This window comes from Microbacterium sp. PRC9, assembly GCF_031844125.1.
Lineage (GTDB): Bacteria > Actinomycetota > Actinomycetes > Actinomycetales > Microbacteriaceae > Microbacterium.
This window is the reverse complement of record NZ_JAUZUR010000007.1, coordinates 141,097-156,819: the sequence shown is the minus strand read 5'-3', so window position 1 is coordinate 156,819 and position 15,723 is coordinate 141,097. Positions and strand designations below refer to the sequence as shown.

At 71.3% G+C, this 15,723-nt stretch carries 14 protein-coding genes; 7 read left to right on the top strand and 7 right to left on the bottom strand.

The genetic code is table 11. The features are described 5' to 3' along the window. Positions 1–38 precede the first annotated feature (38 nt). On the top strand, positions 39–1,049 hold the full coding sequence (locus Q9R33_RS16610; protein ID WP_311294441.1) for a hypothetical protein: 1,011 nt from the start codon (positions 39–41) through the stop codon (positions 1,047–1,049). Then, positions 1,049–1,663, top strand: a complete 615-nt coding sequence (locus Q9R33_RS16605) for a hypothetical protein (protein ID WP_311294440.1) — start codon at positions 1,049–1,051, stop codon at positions 1,661–1,663. The genes Q9R33_RS16610 and Q9R33_RS16605 overlap by 1 nt, the downstream gene beginning before the upstream one ends. Here the strand turns inward: Q9R33_RS16605 and Q9R33_RS16600 are convergent. Next, on the bottom strand, positions 1,650–3,449 hold the full coding sequence (locus Q9R33_RS16600; protein ID WP_056371471.1) for a proline--tRNA ligase: 1,800 nt from the start codon (positions 3,447–3,449) through the stop codon (positions 1,650–1,652). The genes Q9R33_RS16605 and Q9R33_RS16600 overlap by 14 nt on opposite strands. A gap of 89 nt (positions 3,450–3,538) precedes the next feature. Here Q9R33_RS16600 and Q9R33_RS16595 point away from each other — a divergent pair, with 89 nt between their 5' ends. Both Q9R33_RS16595 and pcp read left to right on the top strand, forming a co-directional pair. Then, complete coding sequence (locus Q9R33_RS16595; protein WP_157549692.1) at positions 3,539–4,981, top strand: RNB domain-containing ribonuclease; 1,443 nt, start codon at positions 3,539–3,541, stop codon at positions 4,979–4,981. Between the two features lie 9 nt (positions 4,982–4,990). Beyond that, on the top strand, positions 4,991–5,626 hold the full coding sequence (pcp, locus tag Q9R33_RS16590) for a pyroglutamyl-peptidase I (protein WP_311294439.1): 636 nt from the start codon (positions 4,991–4,993) through the stop codon (positions 5,624–5,626). Between the two features lie 13 nt (positions 5,627–5,639). On the opposite strand, the gene Q9R33_RS16585 is transcribed toward pcp, so the two are convergent. Continuing rightward, positions 5,640–6,257, bottom strand: coding sequence for a TetR family transcriptional regulator (locus tag Q9R33_RS16585; protein ID WP_311294438.1), 618 nt, complete (start codon positions 6,255–6,257; stop codon positions 5,640–5,642). 115 nt (positions 6,258–6,372) lie between these two features. Here Q9R33_RS16585 and Q9R33_RS16580 point away from each other — a divergent pair, with 115 nt between their 5' ends. Then, entirely contained in the window at positions 6,373–6,648 is a 276-nt protein-coding gene (locus tag Q9R33_RS16580; RefSeq protein ID WP_235560250.1) for a hypothetical protein, read from the top strand. Between the two features lie 107 nt (positions 6,649–6,755). Here Q9R33_RS16580 and Q9R33_RS16575 read toward each other — a convergent pair whose 3' ends face one another. Genes Q9R33_RS16575 through Q9R33_RS16565 form a run of 3 tightly spaced genes read right to left on the bottom strand, consistent with a single transcriptional unit; the run spans position 6,756 to position 9,627 of the window. Further along, entirely contained in the window at positions 6,756–7,985 is a 1,230-nt protein-coding gene (locus tag Q9R33_RS16575) for a benzoate/H(+) symporter BenE family transporter (RefSeq protein ID WP_310248336.1), read from the bottom strand. 31 nt (positions 7,986–8,016) lie between these two features. Beyond that, a complete protein-coding gene (locus tag Q9R33_RS16570; protein ID WP_311294437.1) occupies positions 8,017–8,640 on the bottom strand; it encodes a hypothetical protein in 624 nt (207 codons plus the stop codon). Between the two features lie 45 nt (positions 8,641–8,685). Further along, a complete protein-coding gene (locus tag Q9R33_RS16565) occupies positions 8,686–9,627 on the bottom strand; it encodes an aminoglycoside phosphotransferase family protein (RefSeq protein ID WP_311294436.1) in 942 nt (313 codons plus the stop codon). 48 nt (positions 9,628–9,675) lie between these two features. Between Q9R33_RS16565 and Q9R33_RS16560 the strand changes: the two genes are divergently transcribed. Then, a complete protein-coding gene (locus tag Q9R33_RS16560; protein WP_310248345.1) occupies positions 9,676–10,266 on the top strand; it encodes a YdcF family protein in 591 nt (196 codons plus the stop codon). Positions 10,267–10,293: 27 nt separating this feature from the next. Here Q9R33_RS16560 and ispG read toward each other — a convergent pair whose 3' ends face one another. Both ispG and nhaA read right to left on the bottom strand, forming a co-directional pair. Then, the gene (ispG, locus tag Q9R33_RS16555; RefSeq protein ID WP_311294435.1) at positions 10,294–11,445 is read right to left on the bottom strand and encodes a flavodoxin-dependent (E)-4-hydroxy-3-methylbut-2-enyl-diphosphate synthase; all 1,152 of its coding nucleotides are present in this window, start codon (positions 11,443–11,445) and stop codon (positions 10,294–10,296) included. 84 nt (positions 11,446–11,529) lie between these two features. Further along, positions 11,530–13,431 carry a Na+/H+ antiporter NhaA gene (nhaA, locus tag Q9R33_RS16550; protein ID WP_311294434.1) on the bottom strand — a complete coding sequence of 634 codons (1,902 nt, stop codon included), beginning with the start codon at positions 13,429–13,431 and terminating at the stop codon, positions 11,530–11,532. A gap of 233 nt (positions 13,432–13,664) precedes the next feature. Here nhaA and Q9R33_RS16545 point away from each other — a divergent pair, with 233 nt between their 5' ends. Then, on the top strand, positions 13,665–15,617 hold the full coding sequence (locus Q9R33_RS16545) for a chorismate-binding protein (protein WP_311294433.1): 1,953 nt from the start codon (positions 13,665–13,667) through the stop codon (positions 15,615–15,617). Positions 15,618–15,723 lie beyond the last annotated feature (106 nt).

The window sequence follows — 15,723 nt, the reverse complement described above, 5'->3', positions numbered from 1 at the left end:
GGCATGCGCGAGGGAGCGGATGCCACTGGGGGTGCGACATGAGTGCTGACGAGCCGTGGAGCCGCGGCGGTGACGCCGGTGACGGCGACGTCGGCTACAGCCCCGCACCACGAGCGGCCGCCGAGGGGGTGGTGGTGCAGCAGGAAGCTGCCCCGACTGCATACGTCATCCCCCCGGTCGGTCCGCCGCCGGCCCTCGACAGAGGGTCGGCGGCGCCCGCTCGATCGCGGCTGCCCGCCGTCCTCGCGCTCGCGCTCGGCGCGGCGGCGTTGCTCTCATGCCTGCTCATGCTCTTCGCCGGGTGGGGCCGGACCGCGGGGCCGTCGGTCACCGTGGCTCTCGCCGTCGCTGCAATCGCAGCGGGCGTCGTCGCGCTCGAAGGCCGCGGGCGTCGCTCCGCGGCCGCGGTCGCGGGGGTGGTGATGGCGCTGGTCGCAGGAGTGTTCGGAGCCGCGAGCGCGATCCCGCAGCCCGATCTCGGCGTCCATGTGTACGGCTACGCGGACTGCCAGCTGCTCTCGGGAACCCCGCCGGACGACATCGACATCGACGCCGACGCCTACTCCTCGGCCTTCTTCGCTCCGGACCTGGTGGGGGTCGACACCATCTCCGAACCCTCGTTCCCGTACGGCAGGACGATCACGGTCGCGCCGACCGCCGCGATGGAACCACGCGACATCGCGACGTTCAGGGTGGATGCCCCCGTGGACGTCACCGAGAAGGCCGCGGCGCCGCCGCAGAACGGGATGTATGTCGCCGTGCCCGTCACGATGGAGGCGACGCCCGACGGCGGGCTGGACTGCTTCTCGTGGACTGCGCCTCCGAGCTACTGGTTCGTGTACGACGGCGACTACATGGAATACACGATGGTGTCGATCCCCGGGTATCCGACCATCGAGGACGGCGGGCGCGACAACGGCGACGGCACCCTCACGTACTACGACATCTTCGATGTCTCGCAAGAGGACGTGTCGAACGGCGGATACGAGTTCGATCTGCTCGAGCCCGACGGGACGATCAAGTCGGTCTTCTGGGCGGAGACACCGTGATGAGCACTCCGATCACTCTCGAACAGCCGGAGACGGCCGAACTTCCGCGGCCCCGCGCGCCCTGGCCCGTGGTCGCAGCGTTCTACCTCTGGTGGGTGCTGATCTTCGTGCAGTCCGTCGGGCTCGCGTGGATGGGACTCGTCTTCGGTCAGGCCGCCGAGGTCGGCGGTCCGGCCTGGGACATCCTCTTCGTCTACGTGCCGATCGGCCTGCCCACCCTCGCGCTCGTGGTCGTCGAGGTGGTCTTCGTGCTGCGACTGCGGCGCGCGAGCCGCGCGGCGCGTGTGGTGCTGGCCGTCCTCGCACTGCCGGCCGCGGGCTTCGCGATGGTGATCGTGTCGAACCAGTGGTGGGCGTGGCAGGCCGCGGCATCATCGGTGTCGTTCGTCGGCCCCGAGGTCGGAGGCGACACGACGTTCTGGGTGGTCGTGGGCGCCCTCTTCCTCACGGCGATCGCAGCGGCGATCCTGCCGTTCCTGCGACCCGTCGGCCACTACTTCCGGAAGAAACCGCGCTTCACTCCCCCGCCGGCGCCGCCCGTGCCCGAGCTCGGTCCCGCGCCCCGTCCCGAAGTCATCGTGACGGACGACCCGCCGACCCTCAGCGAGCGCTGAGGCGGGCGACGGCGTCGGCGACCGAGACGACCTCGCGGTCGCCGGTGCGGCGGTCCCAGAGCTCGACCTGGCCGTCGGCGGCGCCGCGGCCCACGATGACGATCTTCGGCACGCCCACGAGCTCGGCATCGCCGAACTTCACGCCGGGCGAGACCTTGGGCCGGTCGTCGTAGAGCACGTCGAGGCCCGCGGTCTCGAGGTCGGCCGACAGCTGTGCGGCCACATCGAACATCACCGGTTCGCGGCCGGCCGCGACGACGTGCACATCGAACGGCGCGACCGAGGCGGGCCAGATGAGGCCCTTGGCGTCGTTGTTCAGCTCGGCGATGATCGCGAGGATGCGGGTGACACCGATGCCGTACGAGCCCATCGTGACGGTCACGAGCTTGCCGTTCTCGTCGAGGACCTTGAGGCCCAGCGCGTCGGCGTACTTGCGGCCGAGCTGGAAGACATGCCCGATCTCCATGCCACGGGCGAGCTCGACCGGACCCGAGCCGTCGGGTGCGGGGTCACCCGCGCGGACGCTGGCGACCTCGACGAATCCGTCACCGGTGAAGTCGCGGCCTGCGACGAGGGTGTGCACGTGCTTCTGGTCGATGTTGGCGCCGGTGACCCACGCGGTGCCGTCGACGACCCGGGGGTCGAGGAAGAACCGGATGCCGGTCGCCGACTCCTCGCCGAGCACGGCGCCGGTCTCCGACCAGGGGCCGATGTAGCCCTTGACGAGCAGCGGGTTCGCCGCGAAGTCCTGCTCGGTGGCGGGCTCGACGGCGGCCGGCGCGAACGCCACCTCGACGCGCTTGTCGTCGACGTCGCGGTCGCCGGGCACGCCGACGATCACGAGCTCGCGGGTGCCGTCGAGGTGGGTCAGCGCCAGTACGACGTTCTTGAGGGTGTGCGCGGCAGTCCACTCGGTGACGCCGTCGGTGGCGGGGCCGGCGATCCCCGAAGCGGGTGCGTCGAGGTGCGCGTTCGAGTGGTCGACGAGCGTCTGGATCGTCGGCGTGTTCGGCGAGTCGAAGATCACCGGGCCGCCGAGCCCGTCGAGCGCGATCGGCTCGGGGGCGACGGTCGTGAACGCCTCGACGTTGGCCGCGTATCCGCCGGCCGAGCGCACGAACGTGTCTTCGCCGACGGCGGTCGGGTGCAGGAACTCTTCGGAGCGCGAACCGCCCATCGCCCCCGCATCCGCCTGCACGATGACGTACTCGAGACCCAGGCGCTGGAAGATGCGCTCGTACGCGTCGCGCTGCGCCATGTAGCTCGCGTCGAGTCCGGCGTCGGACGAGTCGAACGAGTACGCGTCCTTCATGGTGAACTCGCGGCCGCGCAGGAGGCCTGCGCGGGGGCGCGCCTCGTCGCGGTACTTGTCCTGGATCTGGTAGATCGTGAGCGGCAGGTCCTTGTACGACGAGTACAGGTCCTTCACGAGGAGTGTGAAGACCTCCTCGTGCGTGGGCGCCAGCAGGTAGTCGGCGTCCTTGCGGTCCTTCAGGCGGAAGATGCCGTCGCCGTACTCCTCCCACCGATTCGTGATCTCGTAGGGCTCGCGCGGCAGCAGCGCGGGGAAATGCACCTCGTACGCTCCGGCGTTCGTCATCTCCTCGCGGATGACCTGTTCGACCTTGGCCTTCACGCGCAGACCCAGCGGCAGCCACGCGAAGATGCCTGGCGCCTGGCGCCGGATGTAGCCGGCGCGCACGAGCAGCTTGTGGCTCGTGACCTCGGCGTCGGCGGGGTCTTCACGGAGCGTGCGGAGGAAGAAGTGCGACAGACGGGTGACCACGAGGGTCAAGTTTAGGGCGAATGGATGCTGCGCCCCCGCGCCGATGTCAATCCCGGCCTCGCACGCACCCCGGTCCCTACACTGATCGGGTGCCCGCACGCCGACCTCGACTCGCTCCTGCACAAACCCACGACGAGCTCGTCGAGTCGCTCGCGCACCTGCGCGAGGAGCTGGAGCTTCCGGCCGGCTTCCCCGCTGACGTGGAGGCCGAGGCCCAGCGCGCCGCCCGCGCCGTCTCCGCCGATCCGGGAACAGCGGAGCTCGCCGACCTGCGCGACATCGAGTTCCTGACGATCGATCCCGCGGGCTCCACCGACCTCGACCAGGCCCTTCACATCGAGCGCACGCCGACCGGGGCGGTGCTTCACTATGCGATCGCCGACCTCCCCGCCTTCGTGACCCCGGGCGCGGCGATCGACGCGGAGGCGCGGCTGCGCGGGCAGACCCTGTACGCGGCTGATGGTCGGATCCCACTGCATCCCGTCGTCATCAGCGAGGAGGCGGCGTCGCTGCTGCCGGATCAGGACCGTCGGGCGTTCGTCTGGAGGTTCGTCCTCGATGACGGGGCTCGCCCCCTCGAGACGACGCTGCGACGCGCCGTGATCCGGTCGCGCGCGCAATGGAGTTACGTCGACGCCCAGGCCGTGATCGACGCCGGCACCGCTCCGCCGAGCCTCGATGCGCTCGCGTGGTTCGGCCCGCTGCGGCTCGAACGCGAGGCCGAGCGCGGCGGGGCGAGCCTGAACGTGCCCGAGACCCGCATCGTCGCCGACGACGGTGGTCACCGCCTCGAACGCGACGCTCCGCTCGCGATCGAGGATTGGAACGCCCAGGTCTCGCTCCTCACCGGAATGGCTGCCGCCGACATCATGCTGGAGGGTCGCGTGGGCATCCTGCGGACGATGCCCGCTGCCGAGGCCGACGACGTCGCCGCGTTCCGAGCGCAGACGGTGGCGCTCGGCATCCCGTGGCCGGCCGACGTCTCGTACGGCGACTACCTGCGCGGTCTCGACCGCGATTCGCCCGCCGCGCTCGCGATCCTGGATGCCGCTGCGGGCCTGTTCCGCGGCGCGGGGTACGCGGCCTTCGACGGCGCACCGCCCGCCGACCCCTTGCAGGCGGCGATCGGCGCACCCTATGCGCACACCACGGCGCCGCTGCGGCGACTCGTCGATCGCTGGTCGCTCGTGATCTGCGAGGCGCTCGCGAACGGGCGGGATGTGCCTGCGTGGGCGCGGGAGAGCCTTGCGTCGCTGCCGAAGATCATGGCACGCAGTGACGGCGTCGCGAATCGTCTCGGGGCGGCGACCGTCGACCGGGTCGAGGCGGCGCTCCTCTCCGGCCACGAGGGCCAGGTGTTCGAAGCCGTGGTGCTGGGCCTGCGCGGCGACGGCGCCCGCGTGCAGCTCACGGATCCGCCGGTCACCGCGAAGGTCGCGGGGCTCGACGCGGGGGCGGGGGCGACCGTGCGACTGCGCCTCACGTCCACCGACATCGATTCGGGCACCGTCGTGCTCGAGCACAGCGCATAGCGTGGTCGCATGACGACAGTGCTGCTCACCGGGTTCGAGCCGTTCGGCGGCGACCTTTCCAATCCGTCGGGAGCCGCCGTGATTCTCGTGGCCTCGCGTTGGGAAGGGCCCGAAGCGCTCGTCACCGCCGTGCTGCCGGTGACGTTCGCGGGCGCAGCGGAGCGGATGCGCGCACTGCTGGCAGAGCACCGGCCCGACATCGTGATCGCCGCCGGGCTCGCGGGCGGTCGCGCCGCGATCGGCGTCGAGCGCGTGGCGGTGAACCTCGTCGATGCGCGCATCCCCGACAACGACGGGGACCAGCCCGTCGACGTGCCGAGTGTTCCCGGTGCCGCAACCGCCCATTTCGCGACGCTCCCCGTGAAGGAGATCGCACGGCGCATCGCCGACGCCGGGATCCCCGCCGAGGTGTCGTACTCGGCCGGCACGTTCGTGTGCAACCACGTGTTCTTCACTGCGCTCGAGGCCGCGGCATCCGGAACCCGTGCCGGATTCGTGCACGTGCCCTGGTCCACCGAGCACGCGCCGACGACGGAGTCTGCCGCCCTGCCGCTCTCGGACATCGCCCGTGCGCTCGAGATCGCCGTGCGGACGAGCCTCGACGTCGCCGAAGACACCGCCACGCCGGGCGGGACGCTGCACTGATCTGACTAGGGCGTCAGGGCGCGGCGGGCTCGGCCGAGGCGGACGCCGCAACAGCAATCGCGGCAGCCGTCACCGTGGCGACGATCGCGGCGCGTCGTGCCGCGGTGCGCGCGGCGCCGTCGCCGGCGTCGGGCACGATGAGGGCGTCGAGCTGCGGCAGCACCGGCCAGGCATTGACGAGGCTCACGAGGGTGAGCAGCAGTTCCCCCGCCTCGACGCGACCGACACCCGGCAGCATGCGCTGGATGCGCGTGACCTTCTCGGCGTGGAACTCGGCTCGCACCGGGCTCTCCGCCGCCGCGATGCCGCGTTCGAGTCCTTCCCAGTAGACGAGGCGCGGGATGTGGCCGTTCGCCATGTGGTGATCGAACAGCCGCGCGGCGTAGTCGCCCACGGCCTGAGGCCCGGTGCCCTCGACCTGGACCGCCTGCAACGCGGCCTGGAGCGCCTCGGCCAGCACCGTGGCGAACAGTTCGTCCTTCTTGCCGAAGTACTGATAGATGCGCTCTTTGTTCACGCCTGCGGCGGCGGCGATGCGGTCCACGCGTGCGCCGGCCAGCCCGTGCTCGCTGAACTCCACCGTCGCAGCGTCAAGCAGCAGCCGCCTCGTGCGCTCGGTATCCCACGCCATGCGCCCATGGTAACGAAGAAATCCAACTAAGTGGTTGCGGAATTATTCGCGCGGTGATTCACTTACAACGAGCCAGTTGCAACCATTCAGTTGGCTTTTCGGAAGGATGCCGCACATGTCCGTTTCTTCGAGCACCGAGCCCGTTCGCGTGGCGGCACCCGCTCCCGCGCCGTCCGTCCATGTCCGCGCCGTGATCACGTGGCTGGCGATCTTCCCTCTCGTGTCGGTGGGGATGCTGCTGCTCGCCCCCGTGTCGGAGTCGTGGCATCCCATCCTCCGCGCACTGGTACTCACCGCCGTCGTCGTGCCGCTCGCGGTCTACGTCGTCGTGCCGCGGCTCCTCGGCGTCTACGCGTCGCTTCTCCGGCGCCGCGCGGCCCGCGAGAGCTGACGCCCGCCGCGTCCTGAGCGGAGGGAATGTGAGGAGGGGAGGGCTGAAAGCGCCGAAGTCGACCTCCGCTCGTCGCATCCCCTCCGCTCCTGACAGATGTGGCGGCCTCAGCGCGAGCGGCGGCCGAAGTGCAGCACCTCACGCACGACGAGACCTGCCACCAAGGCCCAGAACGCGGCGCTCACGCCCGCGATCGCGACGCCCGACGCGGCCACGAGGAACGTCACCACGGCCGGCAGCCGTTCCCCCGGATCGTCGATCGCCTGCTGCACCGCCGAGCCGAAGGCGCCGAACAGCGCGATGCCGGCGACCGCCGGGATCACAGCTTCCGGCGCCACCACGACCAGTGCGACGAGCGCCGCCGACAACCCGCCGAGCACGATGCCGCTCGCACCCGTCGACACGCCCGCCACCCAGCGCCGCTTCGGGTCGGGATCCGCATCCGGTGCTGCGGCGAGCGCGGCGCTGATCGCGGCGAGGTTGATCGCGTGCCCGCCGGCCGTCGCGCCGATCGCGGTGCCGACACCGGTCACGAGCATCGCCGGCCGCCACGGCACCTGGTAGCCGAAGCTGCGCATGATCGCGATGCCCGGTACGTTCTGCGACGCCATCGTCACCAGGAACAGCGGCAGTGCGAGTCCGACGACGGCACCGAAGGTGAGCGTCGGCGCCGTGAACTCGAGTCGGGGAACGAGCAGCGCCGGATCGATCGTCGCGCCCGTGACCGCGACATCCACCGCCACGACGACGGATGCCGCGACGAACGCGAGCGGCACCGCCCACCGCGGCGCGAGCCGCACGAACACGAGCCACGTGACGAGGACCGGCACGACGCCCCACGGGTTGAGGACGAGCCCGGTGATCGGGGCGAGACACAGCGGAAGCAGCACGCCGGCGAGCATGGCCTGTGCGATCGACGGCGGGATCCGCGCGATGAGCCGGCCGAGCTGCGGCCAGAGCGCCGTCAGGAGGATGAGGCCGGCGGTCACGAGGAACGCGCCGACCGCCGCAGGCCAGCCGCCCTCGACGGCTCCGGTGGCGGCGAGCACCGCGGCGCCCGGCGTGGACCACGCGACGGTGATCGGCATGCGATAGCGCCACGCCAGGAGGATCGCCGACGCCCCCATCGTGAGACACAGCACGAGGAGGCCGCTCGCCGCCTGCGCGCGCGATGCCCCGACGGCGTCGAGGCCGGTCAGCACCACGGCGAACGAGCTCGTGACGCCGACGAGGGAGGTCACGATCCCCGCGACGATCGGCCGCGACAGCGGTGCGGTCTCGGCCGGAGCGGGCGAAGGATCCGCCGCCGCGGCGCCGGTCGAGGAGTCCTCGGTCATGCCTCGTGCCGTCGCGATCCTCGCGATGCGGTCACGATGCGACGCCCGCGATGCCGGCGACCGCGAGAACCACGACCAGGCAGGTCACCGCGATCATGATCACGTTGACCCGACGAACGGCATCCGCCGGCGGATCGGTGACGCCGACCTGCCCCGCGCCTGCCACAGCGAGTCTGCGCGCGATGGACGCCGCGACCTGGCCGGCGGGCGTGGTCGCGCTGCCGACCGTCAGCTCGGCGACCCGCCTGACGGGCTGGAACCCGCTCGCGTGCGCGTCCGCGGATCGCATCGCCTCCATGGCGAGGTTCTGCTGCCCCGGCACCGCCCACGCCCGCACACGCCGGCCGCCGCGGAGGAGGAAGTCGAGCGTGAAGCCCGATGTCACGCCGTCGAGGGCGGAGAGCGCGAACCGGGTGGTCGTGAACGTGTTCCGCACGTGCACCGCGTCGGTCTCCACGGTCACGCGAGGCCACACCGCGAACGCCCACAGCAGCCACACCACGAGACCCAGCCCGGCCGAGAATCCGAGGTAGCGAGTGTCGAACGCCGGCAGCAGCACGAGGACGATGCCCGCGGCGGCCGCCCCGACCGTCAGCGGCACGAAACGCAGGCGCTCGTACACCTCGACATCGCCGACCCTGCGTAAGTGCACCATGCGCTCACAGTAACGGAGCCCTCGCAGGGCCCCGTGCGGCAGGCTTCAGCGCGCCTCGAACTCCGCGAGCACGTCCGCGATCATGCGATGCCCCTGCGCCTCGAACTCGGCGTCGCCGACCTGATGCGCCCAGCAGGCCGTGCCGATGGCCTCTCGCGCTCGCAGGAGGATCCAGTGGGACGGTCCCCACGCCTCTCCACGCATCGCTTCGCGCTGCGCGGAGCCTCGGGCGCGTGGGCCCAGCCGGGGGTCCGGGCCGTAGCCATCGAGGAACGCCAACTCGCACGCGGGGTTCTCACGCCACTCCTGCGCGGCGAGGCGCACGAAGTCCGTGGCGGCGGGGCGGAACGCGAAGCGCCCGAAGTCGATGACGCGTACCTCGTCGCCGTCGACCAGCCAGTTGCGCGGCTGCCAGTCTCCGTGGGTCGGAACGAGGTCGTCCTCGATCGGCGGCAGCGCGGCGAGCATGGCTCGCAGCCGGCGCTCGACGTCCGGCGCGATCGCGTGGGACGAGTCCAGCCAGGCGATCGCGCGGCGGGTGACGGCAGCATCCGTCCCCGCAGAGCGCTGCGTCGTCTGCGCATGGAACTGCCGCAGCAGCGCGCCCGCACGACGATGGACCTCGGGGTCGACGCCTGCGGCCGTGCGGTACGCCAGCTCGCCGGAAAGCCAGTCGAGCACCAGGACGCGGGCCTCACGATCGGCACACCGGAGCCTGGCCGCGTGGCCGCGCTCCGCCCACGGGGAGACGTACCCGCCCTCGTGCGCGTCGAGCTCGCGGCCGAGGTGGTGATCGGTGTCGCCTCCCGCCTTGACGATGAGCGTGCGATCGCGCTGGCGCACCTGCAGCACGACGGTCTCGACCTGGTTCCAGCTGAGGTCGGCGATGACCTCAGCGCCGGGGAGCCACGCGGCGACGAGGGCACGCTGCCGCGGCGACAGACGGCCGAGGCCGGCGTCGACGGGCGGCGTGGAGGGGTGATGCACCCTCGGATCCTGCCACGGGCGCCGTGACCGTGCCCGTAGGGTCGGGGTGTGCGTCGACTGATCCCCCCGCTCGCGGTGGCCGCGACAGCGGCCGGCCTGGGCGTGCTCGCGTGGGCGGAGTACGTGAACTGGCGCGCCTCGCACCGCGCGCTCGGCGTCAGCGCCGGCGAAGACGGCATCGAGGCTGTGGTGGTCCTCGGCTACCGCGATCGAGGGCCGACCGCGAACTTCGTCAACAGGTACCGCGTTCGCGTCGGGCTCCGTTCGCAGAGTCCTCGGGCGCGCGAGAGCGTGCTGGTGCTGTGCGGCGGCAGCGTCGGCGGCGACATCCCTGAAGCCGAGCTGATGGCGCGCTACGCCCGGGAGAGTCGCGGTTACGCCGGGCGCATCCTGCTCGACTCGACGAGCACGACCACGCAGGAGAACATCGAGAATGCGATCGCACTCGTCGAGGACGCGGATGCCATCAAGGTCGTGTCGAACTCGCCCCACGCCGCGGTCGGACGTGAGTACCTCCGCAGCCTGAGGCCCGACCTCGCCGACCGTCTCGCGCGCGGCGCGGACTACCGGTTGGGCGAGGCGCCGCTGCTCAAGGTCGCGGCGGCGTTCATCGCAGGCCGGTACCACGCGCGGCGGTGAGCCGGACCGCGATGACCGGCGCCGGCGCTACGACGTGACGACCTGCGCGGTGCCGATCGGCGCGTCAGGGCCCATCTCGTCGGCGATGCGGTTCGCCTCTTCGATGAGGGTCGCGACGATGTCGGCCTCGGGCACCGTCTTGATGACCTGGCCCTTCACGAAGATCTGGCCCTTGCCGTTGCCCGACGCGACACCGAGGTCGGCCTCGCGGGCTTCGCCCGGGCCGTTCACGACGCAGCCCATGACCGCGACGCGCAGCGGGACGGTCATGTCTTTGAGGCCCTCGGTCACGTCGTCGGCCAACGTGTAGACGTCGACCTGGGCGCGGCCGCACGACGGGCACGAGACGATCTCGAGCTTGCGCTCGCGCAGATTGAGCGACTGCAGGATCTGGTGGCCGACCTTGACCTCTTCGGCCGGCGGGGCCGAGAGCGAGACGCGGATCGTGTCGCCGATGCCCTCGGCGAGGAGGATGCCGAAGGCCGTCGCGCTCTTGATCGTCCCCTGGAACGCCGGGCCCGCCTCGGTGACGCCGAGGTGGAGGGGCCAGTCGCCGCGCTCGGAGAGGAGGCGGTACGCCTTCACCATGACGATCGGGTCGTTGTGCTTGACCGAGATCTTGAAGTCGTGGAAGTCATGCTCCTCGAAGAGGGATGCCTCCCACACGGCGCTCTCGACGAGCGCTTCGGGCGTCGCCTTGCCGTACTTCTCCAGCAGGCGCTTGTCGAGAGAGCCGGCGTTCACGCCGATCCGCAGCGACACCCCGGCCGCCTTCGCGGCGGCCGCAATCGCGCCGACCTGGTCGTCGAACTTGCGGATGTTGCCGGGGTTCACGCGCACGGCGCCGCACCCGGCGTCGATCGCCTGGAAGACGTACTTCGGCTGGAAGTGGATGTCGGCGATCACCGGGATCTGGCTCTTCGCCGCGATGATGTGCAGCACGTCCGCGTCGTCCTGCGAGGGGACGGCGACCCGGACGATCTCGCAGCCCGAGGCGGTGAGCTCGGCGATCTGCTGGAGGGTGGCGTTGATGTTGGTCGTCGGCGTCGTCGTCATCGACTGGACGCTCACGGGGGCATCGCCACCGACCAGCACCTTGCCCACCTTGATCTGGCGGGTCTTGCGACGGGGGGCGAGCGTTTCGGGGACCTTGGGCATCCCGATGTTGACGGCTGGCACGTCTGACAGCCTACGCGCAGCGAGTGAGGCCCGGCCGCTTGCGGACGGGGCCGAGCGAGCAAGCGTGGAACGCCGCAGGCGCGACTACGCGTCGGCGCGGGGCTCGGGCTGGGTGCCGGTCTCTGCCGCCTCCGAGCCCGTGAGGGCGCGCACGAGCGTGCGCGCATCGTACGGCCCGACGTGCCGCACGCCGTTGATGAAGAACGTGGGCACCGACGTGATGTCCATCGCCTCGGCATCCAGCATGTCGTCGCGCACCCGCTCGGTCACCCTCGGCGAGCTGAGGTCCTCCTCGAAGCGCTCGACGTCGAGACCGAGCTCGCGGGCGCGCCGGATGATGTCGGACGGCAGCTGGTGGTCCTGATCGGCGAACAGGCTGCGTGAGAACTCCGGCAGCTTGCCCTGCAGATTCGCGGCTTCGGCGGCCTCCGCCGCGGCGAGCGCGTTGGGATGCTGCCGCTCGAGCGGGGCGTGCCGCCAGACGTACCGCAGCCGGTCGCCGAGCTCGCGGCGCACCTCCTCGATCGATCCGGACGCCTTGAGGCAGAACGGGCACTGGAAGTCGCCGTACTCGACGATCGTGAGCGGCGCGTTCACGTCGCCGTAGATGTGGTCGCGCTGGGGGTCGACCTCACGCACGAGGGTGCGCCCGCCGTCATCGTCGGGCCGTCGCGCGTCCGAGATGCGGAACACGATCGCCGCGAGGATGAACGCGAGGACGGATGCTGCGAGCACGCCGACGCGCGCCTCGTTCTGCACGCCGGGGTCGTCGATCGCGAGATCGATGATGAAGAGCGAGATCGTGAACCCGATGCCGCACAGCATCGCGCCGCCGGCGATGCGGTCCAGGGTGAGGCCGAGTCCGAACTCGCCGAGCTTGAACACCTTCATGATCGCGGCCGCCCCGAAGACGCCGACGAACTTGCCGACGACGAGCCCCACGATGATGGCCCATGTGACCGGCGACTGCACCGCCGCCGCGAGGATCGGCCCCGAGATCTCGACACCCGCGTTGGCCAGCGCGAACAGCGGGAGGATGACGTACGCCACGTACGGGGAGTACGCCGACTGCAGGCGCTCGTTGATCGAGATCGATTCGCGCAGGCTGTTCGCCGCCTGCCGGGCGTACTCGGTGTTCGGCGACTGGCGGAACACCCGGGCGAGCTCGAGCGCCTGCTCCACGTCGCGGCGATTCGGCCGGTAGACCGGGATCAGCAGGGCGATCGCGACACCGGCGAGCGTCGGATGCACGCCGGACGCGAGGAACGCGAGCCACACGATGATCGACAGGGTCGCGTAGATGGGGCCGCGGCCGCGGCGCACGTAGCGGGTGAAGTAGATGCCCGCGAGCCCGACCGCCGCCACGACGAGCGGCAACGGGGTGAAGTTCTCGGTGTAGAAGAGCGCGATGATGCTCAGCGCTCCGATGTCGTCGACGACCGCGAGCGCGAGCAGGAACACGCGCAATCGGCCGGAGGCGCGAGGCCCGATGAGGGCGAGCGCGCCGACGAGGAACGCGGTGTCGGTCGAGATCACCACGCCCCACGCGTGCTCGCTGCCCGACCCGGCGGCGATCGCGAGGAAGAGCCCCGCCGGCACGAGCAGGCCCGCGAGGGCGGCCATCACGGGGATCATCGCGCGCGACCAGCTCGTGAGCTCGCCGATCGCGAACTCCCGGCGCACCTCGAGCCCGACCGTGAAGAAGAAGATGGCCATGAGCGCGTCGTTGACGAGCGCGTGCAGCGTGAACTCGAGATGGATGTCGCCGAACCCGATCGTCAGCGCGGTCTCCCAGAAGTCGTGGTACGACGTGGCGGAGATGTTCGCCCAGACGATCGCGACGAGCGTCGCGAGCACCAGCAGGAGAGCGCCGGTGCGCTGCTCCCCCATGTTGCGGATGCGGTCGGCGATCGACGGACCGCGACGACGGCGCGGCTCCGGCCGTTCGGGCTCGGGCGAGCGCTCGGTGATGGTCAGCTGGGTCATGGCGTACCTCCGCGAGGCGGGGATGCGTGGAAACGGGCTGGCCTCAGTATGGTGCGTAACGCGGGGCCGGTGGGCCGATGGCCGGATCGGGCGTGTGGTAGGTTCGGCGCATGTCCGCGCACCTCTCCTGGTGGCTCACCGCATAGGCGGTGGGTTTCGCGCGACCACAGACCGCCCACGGGGCGGTCTTCTTTTTCGTACGGGACTCCGCCCCACGACGAAAGACGATGCACATGTCCGGGCCCGATTCCCCGTCCCTTCCCGACCTCGCTGCGAGCGGTCTCCCGTTCGCGCTCATCGCGCGTGACGACCGCACCGTCGAGGTGCTGACCGGCGACGTCGTCGACGTCGACCTCCTCGCCGACATCCCGCTGACGGGGGCGTCCGGCGCGCCGAACGAGGTGCTCGCCCTGGTCCCGTTCCGTCAGGTGCGCGAGCGCGGGTTCGAGTGCCACGACGACGGTGCGCCGCTGCGGTGCCTCATCGTGCAGAGCCGCACCTCGCTCCCCCGCGACGAGGCCCTCGCACAGCTGCCGACCGCCGCGGTCCCGCTCGAGGACCCCGGTTTCGACATCGCCGACGAGGACTACGCCGAGATCGTGCGGCGGGTGATCGCCGACGAGATCGGTCGCGGCGAGGGCGCCAACTTCGTCATCCGTCGCGATTTCACCGCGGGCGTGTCGACGGATGCCGCCACCGCCGCCTTGACGTGGTTCCGGGCTCTCCTCGAGCACGAGCGGGGCGCGTACTGGACCTTCGCGGTCGTCACCCCCGGCCATGTCGCGGTGGGCGCGAGCCCCGAGGCGCACGTGAGCGCACGTGACGGTGTCGTGACGATGAACCCGATCTCCGGCACGTTCCGCCACCCGGCGGGAGGGGCGACCCCCGAGACGCTCAGCGAGTTCCTCCGCTCGACGAAGGAGACCGAGGAGCTCTTCATGGTCGTCGACGAGGAGCTCAAGATGATGAGCGCCGTCTGCTCGGACGGCGGCCGCATCACGGGGCCGCACCTGAAGGAGATGTCGCGGCTGACGCACACCGAGTACGTGCTGCGAGGCCGCAGCAAGCTCGACCCGCGCGACATCCTGCGCGAGACGATGTTCGCGCCGACGGTGACCGGCTCGCCGATGCAGAACGCGTGCACGGTCATCACCCGTCACGAGACGACCCCGCGCGGCTACTACTCGGGCGTCGCGGCGCTCTTCACACCGCGCGTGCTTCGACAGGCTCAGCAACCGGGCGGGGCGGGCGAGGCGACCCACGACCTCGACGCACCGATCCTCATCCGCACCGCCTACCTGCAGGACGGCCGGCTGCGCGTGCCGGTCGGGGCCACGCTCGTGCGCCACTCCGACCCCTACGGCGAGGTCGGCGAGACCCACGGCAAGGCCGCCGGCGTGCTCGGCGCGATCGGCGCCGTTCCCCGCGACGCCGAGGCCGAGTCCGCGGCCGCGCGCAGCGAGGTCATCGACGAGGACGCCCCGGCGGCGGCCCCCCGACGCCTCGCCGACGACGCCGCGATCGCCGAGCTGCTGGCGTCGCGCAACGGCCGCCTCGCCGAGTTCTGGCTGAACCCGCAGGGCTCGGGCGAACCCGGGCCCTTCGCGGGGCGCTCGGCGCTCGTCGTCGACGCCGAGGACCGCTTCACCACGATGCTCGCCCACCAGCTGCGCCACCTCGGGCTCGAGGTCGAGATCTCGCCGTGGAGCGAGGTCTCCGACGCGCAGATCGATGCGGCGGAGCTCCTCGTGACCGGGCCGGGGCCGGGTGACCCGCGCGACGCGTCGAGCCCCCGCATCCATCGCATGCGCGAGGTCGTGGCGCGTCGCCGCGCCGCCGGCCGGCCGCTCCTCGCGGTGTGCCTGAGCCACCAGATCCTCGCCGACACGTTCGGCATCGACCTCGCTCCGCTCGACGCGCCGCACCAGGGCCTGCAGAAGTCGGTCGACGTGTTCGGCATGCCGGCATCGATCGGCTTCTACAACACCTTCACCGCGCGCGTCCCCGCCGGAACGACGCGCGTAGGCGAGGCGGAGGTCGCCGCCGACGCGGCGGGTGACGTCTACGCGCTGCGTGGCCCCGGTTTCGCGTCCGTGCAGGGCCACCTCGAGTCGATCCTGTCGCGCGACGGCATGACGACGCTCCAGCGCCTGGTCGAACAGGCGCTGAGTCCCGTCCCCGCCTGACGACTGCCACACGTCGGCCCGGCCACCGGGTTTGGGGCGCATTTCCTCCGTCGGGGCGCACCTTCTGCGCCCCGACGAACAACGCGCGCCCCAAACTCCGAACCGG

Coding starts and splice junctions, on each gene's coding strand:
- Q9R33_RS16610 (WP_311294441.1), top strand. CDS start 39: ATGAGTGCTGACGAGCCGTGGAGCCGCGGCGGTGACGCCGGTGACGGC.
- Q9R33_RS16605 (WP_311294440.1), top strand. CDS start 1,049: ATGAGCACTCCGATCACTCTCGAACAGCCGGAGACGGCCGAACTTCCG.
- pcp (WP_311294439.1), top strand. CDS start 4,991: ATGACGACAGTGCTGCTCACCGGGTTCGAGCCGTTCGGCGGCGACCTT.
- Q9R33_RS16585 (WP_311294438.1), bottom strand. CDS start 6,257: ATGGCGTGGGATACCGAGCGCACGAGGCGGCTGCTGCTTGACGCTGCG.
- Q9R33_RS16580 (WP_235560250.1), top strand. CDS start 6,373: ATGTCCGTTTCTTCGAGCACCGAGCCCGTTCGCGTGGCGGCACCCGCT.
- Q9R33_RS16575 (WP_310248336.1), bottom strand. CDS start 7,985: ATGACCGAGGACTCCTCGACCGGCGCCGCGGCGGCGGATCCTTCGCCC.
- Q9R33_RS16570 (WP_311294437.1), bottom strand. CDS start 8,640: ATGGTGCACTTACGCAGGGTCGGCGATGTCGAGGTGTACGAGCGCCTG.
- nhaA (WP_311294434.1), bottom strand. CDS start 13,431: ATGACCCAGCTGACCATCACCGAGCGCTCGCCCGAGCCCGAACGGCCG.
- Q9R33_RS16545 (WP_311294433.1), top strand. CDS start 13,665: ATGTCCGGGCCCGATTCCCCGTCCCTTCCCGACCTCGCTGCGAGCGGT.